The sequence below is a fragment of the Arthrobacter sp. P1_B9 genome (genome assembly GCF_056406495.1).
This window is the reverse complement of the sequence record NZ_JBFUAA010000007.1, coordinates 69007-81461: the sequence shown is the minus strand read 5'-3', so window position 1 is coordinate 81461 and position 12455 is coordinate 69007. Positions and strand designations below refer to the sequence as shown.

The following is a 12455-nucleotide window of genomic DNA, read 5'->3' as shown; positions in this document are numbered from 1 at the left end:
TGCGTCCCGGGGGCCGGGGCGCGGCACGTCTTCTTTGTGCGCCTGCCGTATTCCGCCGGGCGCTTTTGTCTTCCGCCTGGCGGCGGAAAGGTCCTGAAAACATCCTAGCCGCTGCTAGGGGGTGACGACGGTGCCCAGGTCTTCGCCCCGGATGGCGCGGGTGACGTTGCCCTCGCCTTCCATGCCGAAGACCACCATTGTGAGGTTGTTGTCCTTGCACATGGTCATCGCGGTCTGGTCCATCACGCGGATGTCGCGGCGGAGCGCGTCGTCGTAGCTGAGGCGGTGCAGTTTCTCCGCCGTCGGGTCCTTCTTCGGGTCGGCGGTGTAGACGCCGTCGACCCCGCTCTTGGCCATCAGGACGACGTCGGCGTGGACCTCCATGGCGCGCTGGGCGGCCACGGTGTCCGTGGAGAAGTACGGCAGGCCGGCGCCGGCGCCGAAGATGACAACCCGGCCCTTTTCCATGTGGCGGATGGCGCGGCGGGGGATGTAGGCCTCGGCAACCTGGCCCATGGTGATGGCGCTCTGCACGCGCGTTTCCACCCCGGCCTGCTCAAGGAAGTCCTGGAGCGCGAGGCAGTTCATGACGGTTCCGAGCATGCCCATGTAGTCGGCGCGGGAGCGGTCCATGCCGCTCTGGGACAGTTCGGCTCCGCGGAAGAAGTTGCCTCCGCCGACGACGATTGCGACCTCCACGTCGGGAACTGCTGCGGCGATCTGCTTGGCCACGCCGCGGACGGTATCCGGGTCGACGCCCAGTTTTCCACCGCCGAAGACCTCGCCGGAGAGCTTCAAGAGGACGCGGCGCCTGTTCTTCTTTGGCTGGGCTGAAGTGGTGACGGTTTCCATGGTGCCTTCCCGTTGGTGAACTCTGAGTTAGGTTATCGTGCTGGGCGCCCAAGGCGGCATTCCGGCCGTGACCGGAAACGGCGCCTCACGGGTGCATGCAAAAGGGGTGGCCACCGTGGTGACCACCCCCTTAGCGTGTCTGGCTAGTGCCTGACTGGTGTCTGGCCAGTCTGACTAGGAACCGACGCGGAAGCGCGTGAAGGCAGTTGCCTTGACGCCGGCTTCTTCGAGGACCTGTGCGACAGACTTCTTGGCATCCTTAGCGAATGCCTGGTCAACGAGGACCTCGCCCTTGTAGAAGCCGGTAACGCGGCCTTCGACGATCTTGGTCATCGCGGCTTCGGGCTTGCCCTCGGCCTTGGCCGTTTCCTCGGCGATGCGGCGCTCGGACTCGACGAGCTCGGCCGGAACGTCCTCACGGGTGAGATAGTTCGGAGCCATGGCGGCGACGTGAACGGCGACGTCGTGGGCTGCGGTGGCAGCCGCTTCGCCTTCGCCGTCAACAGCGAACAGCACGCCGACCTGGGCCGGGAGGTCCTTGGAGGTCTTGTGCAGGTAAGCGTCGACCGTGGCGCCCTCGATGCGGGAGATGCGGCGGACAACAACCTTCTCGCCCAGAACGGCGCCCTCTTCGATGACGACCTCGGACAGCGGCTTGCCGTCGACCTCGGTGGCGAGCAGGGTCTCGAGGTCGGCAGCGCCGGACTCGACGGCCACAGCCAGGACCTTGTCGGCCAGCTGGATGAACTTGTCAGCCTTCGCGACGAAGTCGGTCTCGCAGTTGACTTCGATCATCACGCCGACGCCGTTGGCGACCTTGGCGGCAACCAGGCCTTCGGCGGTGGAGCGGCCTTCGCGCTTGGTGGCGCCCTTCAGGCCCTTGATGCGGATGATTTCGATGGCCTTCTCGGCGTCACCGTTGGCTTCGTCAAGAGCCTTCTTGACATCCATCATGCCGGCGCCAGTGCGCTCGCGCAGAGCCTTGATATCAGCGGCAGTGTAGTTCGCCATGTGAACCCCTCTGTCTAGAAATTTATGTGGTGTACGGACCGACAGGACGGCTGCTCACCGAGTGAGCGGCCATCCTGTCGGTACCCCCTATGCAGCTGAGCGCATGTGGGGAGATCCAGATTTACTTGTCTGACTACTTGGCTTCGTCGGCGGCCGGTGCTTCTTCAGCAGCCGGTGCGTCCTCAGCGGCCGGAGCAGCTTCGGCGGCCGGTGCTTCGTCAGCAGCCGGTGCAGCCTCAGCGGCGGGCGCTGCAGCAGCTTCAGCCTTGTTGCCTTCGAGGAGCTCGCGCTCCCACTCGGCCAGCGGCTCTTCCGGAGCTTCCGTGGTGCCGGTGGCGCGCTGGTTACGGGCGATGAGGCCCTCAGCAACGGCGTCGGCGACAACGCGGGTCAGCAGGTTGACGGAGCGGATGGCGTCGTCGTTACCCGGGATCGGGAAGTCGACTTCGTCGGGATCGCAGTTGGTGTCCAGGATGGCCACAACCGGGATGTTCAGCTTCTTGGCCTCGTCGACAGCAAGGTGTTCCTTCTTGGTGTCGACGATCCACAGCGCGGACGGCGCCTTGGTCAGGTTGCGGATACCACCGAGGTTGGTTTCCAGCTTGGTGAGTTCGCGGCGAAGGAGCAGCAGTTCCTTCTTGGTGTAAGCCGAACCGGCGACGTCGTCGAAGTCGATCTCTTCGAGTTCCTTCATGCGCTGGATGCGCTTGGAGACCGTCTGGAAGTTGGTCAGCATACCGCCGAGCCAACGCTGGTTGACGTACGGCTGGCCAACGCGGGTGGCCTGCTCGGCGATGGATTCCTGCGCCTGCTTCTTGGTGCCGACGAAGAGAACGGTGCCGCCGTGTGCAACGGTGGCCTTCACGAACTCGTAGGCACGGTCGATGTAGGACAGCGACTGCTGCAGGTCAATGATGTAGATACCGTTGCGCTCCGTGAAGATGAAGCGCTTCATCTTCGGGTTCCAACGGCGGGTCTGGTGTCCAAAGTGGACGCCGCTGTCAAGCAGCTGGCGCATAGTTACGACGGGCATGCCGACGCTCCTTCCGGCAGGTCATTCATGAGAGAGCCCATGGCCCTCTTACCCTGCCAATAGTTGACGGTTGTTTAGCATTCGCCCGGGGCGGGCGTTGCTCCTGGCATCCACCGCGCTTCCCATCCGCGCCATATGGACATGCCATGTGGAACGGACCGCAGGAGGCGCAGTCCTCCGCATCAGAAGTTTCAGGCTTCTTTTGAGGAGGGCTGGATACGCGTAGTCAGCTGCTGCTCCCCCGCACCCCTGAATGAGGCGTGCCGGCTTCGGCAATCACGAATATCGCGACTTACAAGCGTGAGGGCACAGCAAACTGCTCCACCAAGTGTACTACAGCGACCCCGCCCAGGAGGACGGTTTTGCCACGGCAGCGGTGCGGGGTTCGGGGGCTTTGGCGGGGCCGGCGGGCACCTTATCCACATAGCCATGGCGGGAGATTCCGCCCGGGGTGCCGCCTTGGCAGGCTGGGGCCATGAAGCTCCCACTTGGCCTGCGTGCATTGCTCCTGGCAGCACAGCTCCTGGCGGCATTGTTCCTGGCCACGTTCCTGGCACCTCCCCCCATCACCGCCGACGCCGATGTCTCCGCCGCTGCCCATGTCTCCGCCGCCGACGCCGACGCTACAGACGCCGGCTACGCCGCCGCCCGGGCTGCGGTTTCCTCCGGCCGGGGCTCCCCGAGGGCGGGACCGGTCCCTGCGTCTGCCTGGAGCTGGCCGCTGAGCCCGCGGCCGGCGGTGCTCCGCGCCTTCGATCCCCCGGCCAAGCCGTGGCTCAGCGGTCACCGCGGCGTCGATCTTGAGGCGGCCTTCGATGACGCCCCGCTCAAGTCGCCCGCCGCCGGGACGGTGAGCTTTGTCGGGACGGTGGTGGACCGGCCGGTCATCACGATCGATCACGGCAACGGGCTGCGCAGCAGTTTCGAGCCGGTAGCGAGTTCACTGAGGGCAGGGTCCGCCGTGGCGGAGGGCGATGTCCTGGGGCAGGTGCAGACCGGCCACTGCGGCCCGGCCCCGCCCTGCCTCCACTGGGGCGTCCGCCGCGGCGAAGACTACGTCAACCCGCTGGCTTTCGTGATGGACCTTCGGCCGTCGGTTCTGCTCCCGCCCCTGAATCCGGGTCCGTGATGCAGCATTTGGCGCCGTCTTTGATGCGCGGATCGTCCATTGACGCCCGCGGGCAGCCGCGGCGACCGTTTGGCGCCCGTCAGACGATCGCTGAAATGCCCGTGATAGCCCGGCCGGTGACGAGGGTGTTGATTTCGTGCGTGCCCTCATAGGAGTAGATGGCTTCGGCGTCCGCAAAGACTTTGGCCATCTCGAAGTCCGTCACGATCCCGTTCCCGCCGAGGATACTCCGGCCCAGGGCCACGCTTTCGCGCATCCGCGCGGTGGTGAAGGCCTTGGCCAGCGCGGACTGCTCGTCCTTCGCCTCCCCCGCGTCCTCCAGCTGGGAAAGCCTCACCATCATGCCCATGGAGCTGACCGCATTGCCGAGGATCTGCACGAGCTGGTGCTGGATCAGCTGGAAGGAGGCAATCGGACGGCCGAACTGGCTGCGTTCCACGGCGTAGCGCCGGGCGACGTCGAAGGCCGCGAGCTGCTGGCCCACCGCTTGCCAGGCCACGGCCAGGCGGGTGACTTTCAGGACCTTGTTGGTGTCGCGGAAGCTGTTGGCGTTGGCGAGCTTGAAGAACTCCGGCACCACAACGTTGTCGAGCGTGATGTCAGCGTTCTGCACCGTGCGCAGCGAGATCTTGTTCTCGATTTTCACGGCACTGTATCCCTCGGTCCTGGTGTCCACGAGGAACCCTTTGACCTGGTTGTCGTCGACATCGCGGGCGTAGATGACCACCCAGTCGGAGAAAGTCGCGTTGCCGATCCAGCGCTTGGCTCCATTGAGGATCCAGTTATCGCCGTCGCGCCGTGCCGTGGTGCGCGTACCGCCGGCGACGTCGGAGCCGCCCAGGGGTTCGGTGAGGCCGAAGGCGCCGATCTTCTTGAGCGAGTAGATCTCGGGAAGCCACGCGTCCTGCTGCTCCTGGGAGGCAAGGGCTTCGATGGAGCCCGTGAAGAGCCCGTCGTGGACGCCCATGAACGTCGCGATCGACGTGTCGGCGCGGGTGGCCTCCGCGTGCAGGATGCCTGCGAAGAGGTTCGAGTAGCCCTGCCTCCGGACGGGGCTGACCAGGTCGATTTGGGCGAGCTTCGGGATCAACTCCATGGGGAACTCCGCGCGATTCCAGCAATCGACGGCGATCGGCCGGACTTCGCGGGTGAGGAACTCGCGGACTTCGGCCAGCCTGTCCTGCTCCTTGGCGCTGAGCAGCTGCTCGAACGCAAAGAAATCGCCATCGGCGTAGGGCAGGTTGTGGATGTCGATGGCAGCTTTGGACATGGTGTTCCTTCACTCGATCAGCGGGGACCAAAAGGGCGCGGGCTTCGCGCCGGCAATATGTTACTGATCAGTAACTTATCTCAGTGTCGGGACGCCTGCAAGTGCCGGCCCAACGAAGCCCGACAAAAAGGGAGCCGCGGCCGACGTCGGACGTCAGCCACGGCTCGCGTGGTTGCGGACCCCGGATGAGGGGGCCGCCGCAGAAATGAAAGTAGGGCTACTCGGACTTGAACCGAGGACCTTAGGATTATGAGTCCCGCGCTCTAACCAGCTGAGCTATAGCCCCCTGCGCCCGGAGCCAGACCTGGCCCGCGGGGGCCGGATTGGTTCCGGGCAAAAATACTCTAGCAATAGTAGACGCATCACACGTGCACGCCGCCACCGGCAGGCGGCCTGCCGGTGCTGACCCGGGTGCTCTTGGACTGGACGCCGTGGAACCTGCAGCGTTCGGAGGGGCTGCAGTTCTGCCAGGCGGTGTGCCTAGAGGACCAGGTCGTCGTAGCTCGCGCCCCGGTAGATGTCCTCAAACGTCTGCAGCGTGCGCGCGATACCGTGGCTTTCCACCATTTCGCGGCTGGTCTTGCCCATCGCATCACGCTCGTGGTCGGGCAGCGAGAACACGCGCGTCAGCTTGGCCGCGAGGTCATCGCTGTCGTTGGGGATAAAGAGATAGCCATTTTCCCCGTCGCGGACCAGGTGCGGCAGCGCCATGGCGTCGGCCAGCAGGACTGGCGTGGACGCCGACATCGCCTCCAGGGTCACGAGGGACTGAAGTTCTGCCGTGCCGGGCATGCAGAACACATCGGCCGTGATGTAGGCCGTGCGAAGTTCGGCGTCACTGGCCAGGCCGAGGAACCTCACCCTGTCCTTCAGTCCGAGCCGGGCGACCTGCGCCTCCAGGGCAGGGCGGACTTCTCCGCCGCCGACGATTTCGAGGTGGATGTCCAGTTCTTTGGGCGTCTTGGCGACGGCATCGATCAGGACGTCCACGTGCTTCTCCTCCGCCAGCCGGCCGGCGAAGAGGACCGTGGGGCTGGCGTGGCGTTCCACCGTCTCGCCGGGATGCAGCTCGTAGGCTGCGGCGTCGATGCCGTTGGAAAGGGGCAGGACCTGGCGGAGGAAGGCGTGCTGGTGCATGGCTTTGGCGGCAAGCGGCGTGGGTGTGGTCACGACGTCGGCTTGGCCCATGACCTTGCCCATGTCCCGCCAGGAGATCCGGCCCACAATGTCTTTGAACCACTGCGGGAACGGCAGGAAGGGGTTCAGGTTTTCGGGCATGAAGTGGTTCGTCGCCACCACCCGGATGCCGCGCTTCACGGCCTCGTACAGGACGTGCTCGCCGATCATGTAGTGGCTCTGGATGTGCACCACGTCCGGCTGAATGCGGTCGAACAACAGCCCGATTTCCTTCTTGATCTCCCAGGGGAAGGTGACCCGGAAGTACTCGTGCGTGGGCACCGAGTGGGAGCGCAGGCGGTGGACGGTAGCCTCGTCGCTGAACTCGCTGTAGCTCGGGCCCTTGCCCGGGCGGCACGCCAGGACGTGGACATCGTGACCCCGGGCTGTCATGCCCTTGGCGAGGCGGTAGCCGAACTGGGCGGCGCCGTTGACGTGGGGCGGGTACGTGTCAGCGGCAATCAGGATGGTCAGCGGTGGCTGGTTGTCGGACGTGGTCACGTGAGGAGCTCCTGGTGGTCGCTGTGCGGACAGCTGGATCAATGGCGGCCGGCTGGCAGTCGGCACAGGCGCGCCGGACCTGCAGCCGAAGTCTGGACTGACGCCCTAGGACCTGCCCGCTGCCTTCCGCGCGTCCTTCTTGCGCTTGGTGACTTCCGGGTGGTGCCTGGAGAGGGCTATGACTCCCACGATAGCAAGCAATGCGGCCGTCCCCATGGCAATAGCCGTCACGGGTTGGACATCCGGACGCAGTTCTCCCAGAATCACTATGCCAATCGCGATGCCCACGATGGGGTCGATCACCGTCAATCCGGCGATCACGAGGTCAGGCGGTCCGCTGGAGTAGGCGTTTTGGACAAACCACGATCCCAGAGCGCCTGCAGCAATAATCGCAACGACGCTGTACCACGGCACATTCAGCAGGAACTGCCCATTTGGATCGAGCAGATGCCTGCCAATGATGCGGGTCAGCACAGCAACGAAGCCGAACAGGACGCCGGCGCCGAGGATGTAGACGAAGGCGCTCATGCGGTGCCTGAACAGGACCGCGAGCGTGCCAAAGGCCGCAACCGCAATGGCCAGGAGCAGCACGATTGTCAGCTCGTCCTCGCTGCTGACGTTGTGATTCTCCTGCGTGGCGGTGACGGCCAGCAGCACGAACAGCGCTGAGCCGGTCACGCAGAGCGAGATGGCCACGACGGTTGCCCGGTTCATGCTCAGGCCCTGGTCCTTGGTGTTGACCACGGTGGTGATGACCAGGGCGATCGCGCCGATCGGCTGCACCACGGTCAAGGGCGCCATGACGAGGGCGATCGCGTTCATTCCCATCCCGGCGCACAGCAGAAGGAACCCGAATACCCAGCGCGGGTTACGCACGAGCCGCAGCAGGCCGTGGGTGCTCAGCGCCAGGCCGCCGGTATCGGCCTTGACCGCACTGCCCTGGCGCTGTGCCCCAAACGCCAGGCAGAAGGCGCCGAGGACCGCAAGCAAAACCGCAACCCAGACCATCAGCGGGAGCCGCCGTCGTTGGCGCGAAGCTGCCTGCCCTTGCCGATGATGGCCCAGACGTAGTTGTAGGCCGCGATCCAGTGCCCCACGAGCCCCAATCCCAGGAAGATCCACGCGACCGTGGCATAGACGTCCGCGGCGGGCACCGGAAGCTTGGAGAGCACCAGCAGCGGCGTGCCCACCAGCAGCAGGCCCGTCCGGATCTTTCCGATGCGGCTCACCGGCAGATCCGGGTGGCCGTGGAAATAGAACACTGACAGAGCCAGCAGGACCGCGTCCGGGACCAGCAGCGCGGCGAGATACCACCACTCGACGACGCCTGCGATCACGAGGGTCACGGCGACGGCGATCAGGGAGAGCCTGTCCGCGATCGGGTCCATGACCCGTCCGAGGTTGGACATCTGATTGAAGCGGCGGGCGATGTAGCCGTCCACCCAGTCGGTACTGGCCATGACGGCGAGCACGAGGGCACCGTAGCCGTACTTGTGCTCCGAGAGGACCAGCCAGATGAATAGCGGAACGCCGAGGAAGCGCACCACGGTCAGGACATTGGGAACCGTGAAGACCGCGTCGCGGTGGACGAGGGGCTGCCCGGGGCGGGCGCCGGCGCCGATGAATTTCATCGATTCCCCCTTTCCGTGGACGGCAACGGTTTGGCGTTTAGGTTCAGGGATCTGTCTAGCCCTTTATCAGCCTGCGCACCAGCACCGCGAGGGCGGCTCCAGAGGCGGCGAGCACAGCCAGGGGCTTCCAGCGCCGCTTGATCGTGTCGGCCAGGCCCTGGCCGTCAGCGGATGTGGCCGACCCCGCCGAGGATCGGGCTGAGGCGCGGAAGCCTGCGATCTTGTCGCTGAGCTGCTCCTTGCCGTCCTGGAGCCGGACCTGGGCGGCCGACAGAAGGGTTTGGGCCTGGGTCTTGACATCGAGTTCGCGGCCGAGGTCGTCGCGGACGCCGGTGAGGTGCGTGCGCCGCAGGTCCAGCCGGCGTCGGAGTTCAGCCTCTGTGGGCGGCGGCCCGAAGTCGGGCTTGGCGGCAGCCTTTGCTTCCTTTTCCGCCGTCGCCTTGGCGGCGGCGGCTTCCTTGGCGGCCTTCGCCGCTTTGTACTGCTCGGTGCTCGGATCCAGGATCCTGGCGTCGAAGGCGGAGCCTTCCTTGGCGATGCCGAGATCGTACTTGAGCCCCCGGATCGTCTCCTCGGGGACCAGTGGCATGAGCTTCTTGAACTTGTTCTGCCCGATGAGCGCCCCGATCGCGGCGATAATCAGGCAGACGGCGGAGACCAACAAGGCGGCGAGCCACGCGGGCATGATGGTGGCCAGTCCCATGATCGCTGCAATGAAGAGTCCGATCACCAGGAGTCCAACGAAGACAAGGGCGACGGCGAAGAAGGCACCGGCGACGCCGAGCTGGGTCCCCTTGCGTTTGATTTCGGCCTTGGCCAGGGCAATCTCGTCACTGAGTTGCCGGGGCGCCAGCTTGAAGATCATCTTCAGGGTTTGCGGCAGCGCGGAAATGCGCAACCCACCGCCTGTCCCGCCGCTGTGACGTCCGCTCATCGGTCCCGCCTAACTGGTGCCATCCGTCGATCCGCTCGCGCGGGCTTGCCGGGTCTGGACAGCTTCGCACAGACCCCGGTGTCAAAACTATCATTTAGGCTCTTGGGAGGCCTTTTCGGGCAAGGTGTGGCGCGCCCGCCCAGCCACCGGCCGGCCACCCCGGCGGGCCCTAGGATGGACCACTGTGAGCACACCCCACAATCCCGGTGATTCCCTGAGCCGCCGTCGTAAATTCCTCTACATCCTGACGCTCGGCGCTTTGACCGCCCTCGGGCCGTTCACGGTCGACCTCTACTTGCCCGCATTCCCGGCCCTGGAAGACAGCCTTGGCGTCTCCGCGGCCGCGGTGCAGCTGACGCTCACGGGGACGACCATCGGTTTCGCGCTGGGACAGCTGGTCGTGGGCCCGCTGAGCGACAAGTTCGGCCGGCGCCTGCCCCTGATCGTGGCGACAGCGGTCCACATCGCGGCGTCCCTGGGCGCAGCGCAGTCCACGGACATCGCCACGCTGGGTTTCTTCCGCGTCCTCATGGGTGTCGGGGCTGCAGGGGGCGGCGTGGTGGCCATGGCCATGGTCCGTGACCTGTTCAGCGGCTACGCGATGGTGCGGATGTTCGCGAGGATGGCCCTGGTCAACGGGCTGGCCCCGATCCTCGCCCCGGTCATCGGCTCCCAGCTGCTGTTGCTGATGCCCTGGCCCGGCATCTTCTTGTTCCTGGCCGCCTACGGGACCTGCGTCATCATCGCGGCCCTCTTCGTGATCCGGGAAACCCTGCCGCCGGAACTGCGCGGCAAAACCGGGATGACCATGGGCCAGCGTTACAAGGTGCTGTTCTCCGACCGGATCTTCGTAGGCCTGCTGCTGGTGGGCGGGATGAACTTCGCGGGCCTCTTCACCTACCTCTCCGCCTCGCCTTTCCTGTTCCAGAATGTCTACGGGTTCACGCCCCAGCAGTACGGCCTGCTCTTTGGTGTCAACTCGCTGGGCATCGTGGCAGGCGTGCAGACCAGTGCGCGGCTCATCAAGCGCGTCCCGCCGCAGTGGATCCTGGCTTGTTCCACGGCCTGGATGTTCGTCATGGCCGTCCTGATTGTCGTCTTCGACCAGCTGGGGTTCGGGCTGTGGGGCGTCCTGGTGCCGCTGTGGTTCTACATCCTGGGCGCCGGTTTCACCTTCCCCACCGTGCAGGTCCTGGCCCTGGCCAAACACGGAGCGCAGGCCGGAACCGCGGCTTCACTTCTCGGCGCGGCGACCTTCTTGATGGCGGGCCTGGTCTCGCCGGTGGTCGGCTGGCTCGGCGTCAGCTCCGCAACCCCGATGGGCGCCGTCCAGGCCGTCTGCATCCTTCTGGCGGCCGCTGCACTGTGGCTGGTTGTTCGGCCCAGCACGGTGCCACCGATCCAGTAGCCGGGCCCTCCCCCGGGGCACATGCCCATTCATCGCGGCCTCTCCCACGGGACATGCCCATTCTTCACGGCCTCCCCCACGGGACATGCCCATTCTTCACGGCCTCCCCCGCGGGACATGCCCATTCATCGCGGCCTCCCCCGCGGGAAATGCCCATTCTTGGCGCCCGGGGCTGGACATATTGGCACTATGTCCATCCGCCAGGACCACCACTGGACATGTCCCCAAGGGCATCCCGCCAGCACTGAGCATGTCCCCCGGACAGCCCCAGTACAGAGAACACCGTGGCCCGACCCTGTGCCTGTGGCGCTGCCCAGCCGTACTCTGCACCCCTGCACACTTGTGCCTGTGCCTGTGGCGCTGCCCAGCCGTACTCTGCACCCCTGCACACTTGTGCCTGTGCCTGTGGCGCTGCCCAGCCGTACTCTGCACCCCTGCACACTTGTGCCTGTGCCTGTGGCGCTGCCCAGCCACATCTTGCACCCCTGCACCCCTGCACCCCTGCAGCTCTTGTCCTCTGGCCCGTCGCTCCGCCAACATGGCCTGCACTCTGGCCTCTGCCCTATGGCCCCGCCCAGCCGCCCACGCATCGCTGTCCGTGGCCTGCAGCCCTTGCGCCCCGTCGCGCCCTGTTCGACGTCGGCGCCGGGCGATAAAGTTATTTCATGCCCGACAGGCAGGATCACCAGCCCCTTCCGGCCACTTGGCAGCGGTACGACGCCGGAATCCTGCCCCTGTGGTGGGATCGCTTGTGTGCTCAGACCAGTCCGCAGTCGGCGGCCCTGTTCGCCGCCGGCCTGTTCACCGAAGACCGCCGCCGCCCAATTGCCCAGTGGTACAACCCCGCATATGACTCCGCCCTCCTCGTGGCACCGGAGTCTTCCCCGGAGTGGCCGGTGCAACGGTTCGGCATCTTTTATGCGCCCCCGGGCGGCGGATTCACCCAGGTGCACTCGGCGCCGCATGAATGGCACCCGCGGGAACCTCGGAAGTCCCCCACGGAGCTGGAGGCCTTCCAGGCAGCGGTCGCCGAGGCCCAGCGCTTCCTTCAGGTGGAAATGTACTTCGTCTGAGCCCCTGAACTGCCCGCCAGTGCGTTCCCCGGCGGAAAGTCCTGGCCATTGACGGGGCAACAAAAAGAGGAAATAAAAAAGGTCCCGCGGCTGGTTTTCACCGGCCGCGGGACCTGTCCGCTCCTCCTGCTGGACTTGAACCAGCAACCCTTCGATTAACAGTCGAATGCTCTGCCAATTGAGCTAAGGAGGAATGAAGCAGGTACGACATTAGCAAAGGTTTTGCCGGTAGGGAAATCGGCCACGGGGCCAGCGCCTGCCAGTCGCGAAATACCCCCTCCGGGTATAAAAAAGTCCCCGTTCCGGAACCCGGAACGGGGACTGCGCGCTCCTCCTGCTGGACTTGAACCAGCAACCCTTCGATTAACAGTCGAATGCTCTGCCAATTGAGCTAAGGAGGAATGAAGCGGGTATAAGCCTAGCAAACACCAGCCCGG

Annotated in this window: 11 protein-coding genes and 3 tRNA genes; 3 read left to right on the top strand and 11 right to left on the bottom strand. The window is 65.4% G+C overall.

Annotated elements, in window-relative coordinates:
* Positions 1–114: 114 nt before the first annotated feature.
* The 3 genes from pyrH to rpsB all read right to left on the bottom strand — a co-directional run bounded on the left by pyrH (position 115) and on the right by rpsB (position 2896).
* Positions 115–852, bottom strand: coding sequence for a UMP kinase (pyrH, locus tag AC1D1A_RS11640; protein ID WP_018774549.1), 738 nt, complete (start codon positions 850–852; stop codon positions 115–117).
* A 174-nt stretch (positions 853–1026) separates the two neighbouring features.
* Positions 1027–1863 carry a translation elongation factor Ts gene (tsf, locus tag AC1D1A_RS11635; RefSeq protein WP_026538253.1) on the bottom strand — a complete coding sequence of 279 codons (837 nt, stop codon included), beginning with the start codon at positions 1861–1863 and terminating at the stop codon, positions 1027–1029.
* Positions 1864–1996: 133 nt separating this feature from the next.
* Positions 1997–2896, bottom strand: coding sequence for a 30S ribosomal protein S2 (gene rpsB / locus AC1D1A_RS11630; RefSeq protein ID WP_476849393.1), 900 nt, complete (start codon positions 2894–2896; stop codon positions 1997–1999).
* 475 nt (positions 2897–3371) lie between these two features.
* Here rpsB and AC1D1A_RS11625 point away from each other — a divergent pair, with 475 nt between their 5' ends.
* Positions 3372–4025 carry a M23 family metallopeptidase gene (locus tag AC1D1A_RS11625; RefSeq protein ID WP_476871566.1) on the top strand — a complete coding sequence of 218 codons (654 nt, stop codon included), beginning with the start codon at positions 3372–3374 and terminating at the stop codon, positions 4023–4025.
* Between the two features lie 79 nt (positions 4026–4104).
* Here AC1D1A_RS11625 and AC1D1A_RS11620 read toward each other — a convergent pair whose 3' ends face one another.
* The 6 genes from AC1D1A_RS11620 to AC1D1A_RS11595 form a co-directional block, all read right to left on the bottom strand.
* Positions 4105–5295, bottom strand: a complete 1191-nt coding sequence (locus AC1D1A_RS11620; RefSeq protein ID WP_476947781.1) for an acyl-CoA dehydrogenase family protein — start codon at positions 5293–5295, stop codon at positions 4105–4107.
* A 212-nt stretch (positions 5296–5507) separates the two neighbouring features.
* Positions 5508–5581: transfer RNA gene (locus AC1D1A_RS11615), tRNA-Ile, on the bottom strand.
* A gap of 194 nt (positions 5582–5775) precedes the next feature.
* On the bottom strand, positions 5776–6972 hold the full coding sequence (locus AC1D1A_RS11610) for a glycosyltransferase (protein ID WP_476887209.1): 1197 nt from the start codon (positions 6970–6972) through the stop codon (positions 5776–5778).
* Positions 6973–7077: 105 nt separating this feature from the next.
* Positions 7078–7980, bottom strand: coding sequence for a DMT family transporter (locus tag AC1D1A_RS11605; RefSeq protein WP_223914060.1), 903 nt, complete (start codon positions 7978–7980; stop codon positions 7078–7080).
* Positions 7980–8603, bottom strand: a complete 624-nt coding sequence (locus AC1D1A_RS11600; RefSeq protein ID WP_476849388.1) for a CDP-alcohol phosphatidyltransferase family protein — start codon at positions 8601–8603, stop codon at positions 7980–7982. The genes AC1D1A_RS11605 and AC1D1A_RS11600 overlap by 1 nt, the downstream gene beginning before the upstream one ends.
* A 55-nt stretch (positions 8604–8658) precedes the next feature.
* Entirely contained in the window at positions 8659–9537 is an 879-nt protein-coding gene (locus AC1D1A_RS11595) for a phage holin family protein (RefSeq protein ID WP_476849387.1), read from the bottom strand.
* A 184-nt stretch (positions 9538–9721) separates the two neighbouring features.
* On the opposite strand from AC1D1A_RS11595, the gene AC1D1A_RS11590 reads away from it, so the two are divergent.
* Positions 9722–10945 (top strand): multidrug effflux MFS transporter, encoded by a 1224-nt coding sequence (locus AC1D1A_RS11590; protein ID WP_028278281.1) that lies wholly within the window; start codon positions 9722–9724, stop codon positions 10943–10945.
* Between the two features lie 665 nt (positions 10946–11610).
* Positions 11611–12018 carry a hypothetical protein gene (locus AC1D1A_RS11585; RefSeq protein WP_223914063.1) on the top strand — a complete coding sequence of 136 codons (408 nt, stop codon included), beginning with the start codon at positions 11611–11613 and terminating at the stop codon, positions 12016–12018.
* 120 nt (positions 12019–12138) lie between these two features.
* On the opposite strand, the gene AC1D1A_RS11580 is transcribed toward AC1D1A_RS11585, so the two are convergent.
* A tRNA-Asn gene (locus AC1D1A_RS11580) sits at positions 12139–12211 on the bottom strand.
* 135 nt (positions 12212–12346) lie between these two features.
* A tRNA-Asn gene (locus AC1D1A_RS11575) sits at positions 12347–12419 on the bottom strand.
* Between the last annotated feature and the right edge of the window lie 36 nt (positions 12420–12455).

What these genes read in the sequence shown, in the direction of transcription:
- AC1D1A_RS11620 (WP_476947781.1), bottom strand. Translation starts at nt 5,295, where the DNA reads ATGTCCAAAGCTGCCATCGACATCCACAACCTGCCCTACGCCGATGGC.
- AC1D1A_RS11595 (WP_476849387.1), bottom strand. Translation starts at nt 9,537, where the DNA reads ATGAGCGGACGTCACAGCGGCGGGACAGGCGGTGGGTTGCGCATTTCC.
- AC1D1A_RS11585 (WP_223914063.1), top strand. Translation starts at nt 11,611, where the DNA reads ATGCCCGACAGGCAGGATCACCAGCCCCTTCCGGCCACTTGGCAGCGG.
- rpsB (WP_476849393.1), bottom strand. Translation starts at nt 2,896, where the DNA reads ATGCCCGTCGTAACTATGCGCCAGCTGCTTGACAGCGGCGTCCACTTT.
- AC1D1A_RS11600 (WP_476849388.1), bottom strand. Translation starts at nt 8,603, where the DNA reads ATGAAATTCATCGGCGCCGGCGCCCGCCCCGGGCAGCCCCTCGTCCAC.
- AC1D1A_RS11605 (WP_223914060.1), bottom strand. Translation starts at nt 7,980, where the DNA reads ATGGTCTGGGTTGCGGTTTTGCTTGCGGTCCTCGGCGCCTTCTGCCTG.
- tsf (WP_026538253.1), bottom strand. Translation starts at nt 1,863, where the DNA reads ATGGCGAACTACACTGCCGCTGATATCAAGGCTCTGCGCGAGCGCACT.
- pyrH (WP_018774549.1), bottom strand. Translation starts at nt 852, where the DNA reads ATGGAAACCGTCACCACTTCAGCCCAGCCAAAGAAGAACAGGCGCCGC.
- AC1D1A_RS11625 (WP_476871566.1), top strand. Translation starts at nt 3,372, where the DNA reads ATGAAGCTCCCACTTGGCCTGCGTGCATTGCTCCTGGCAGCACAGCTC.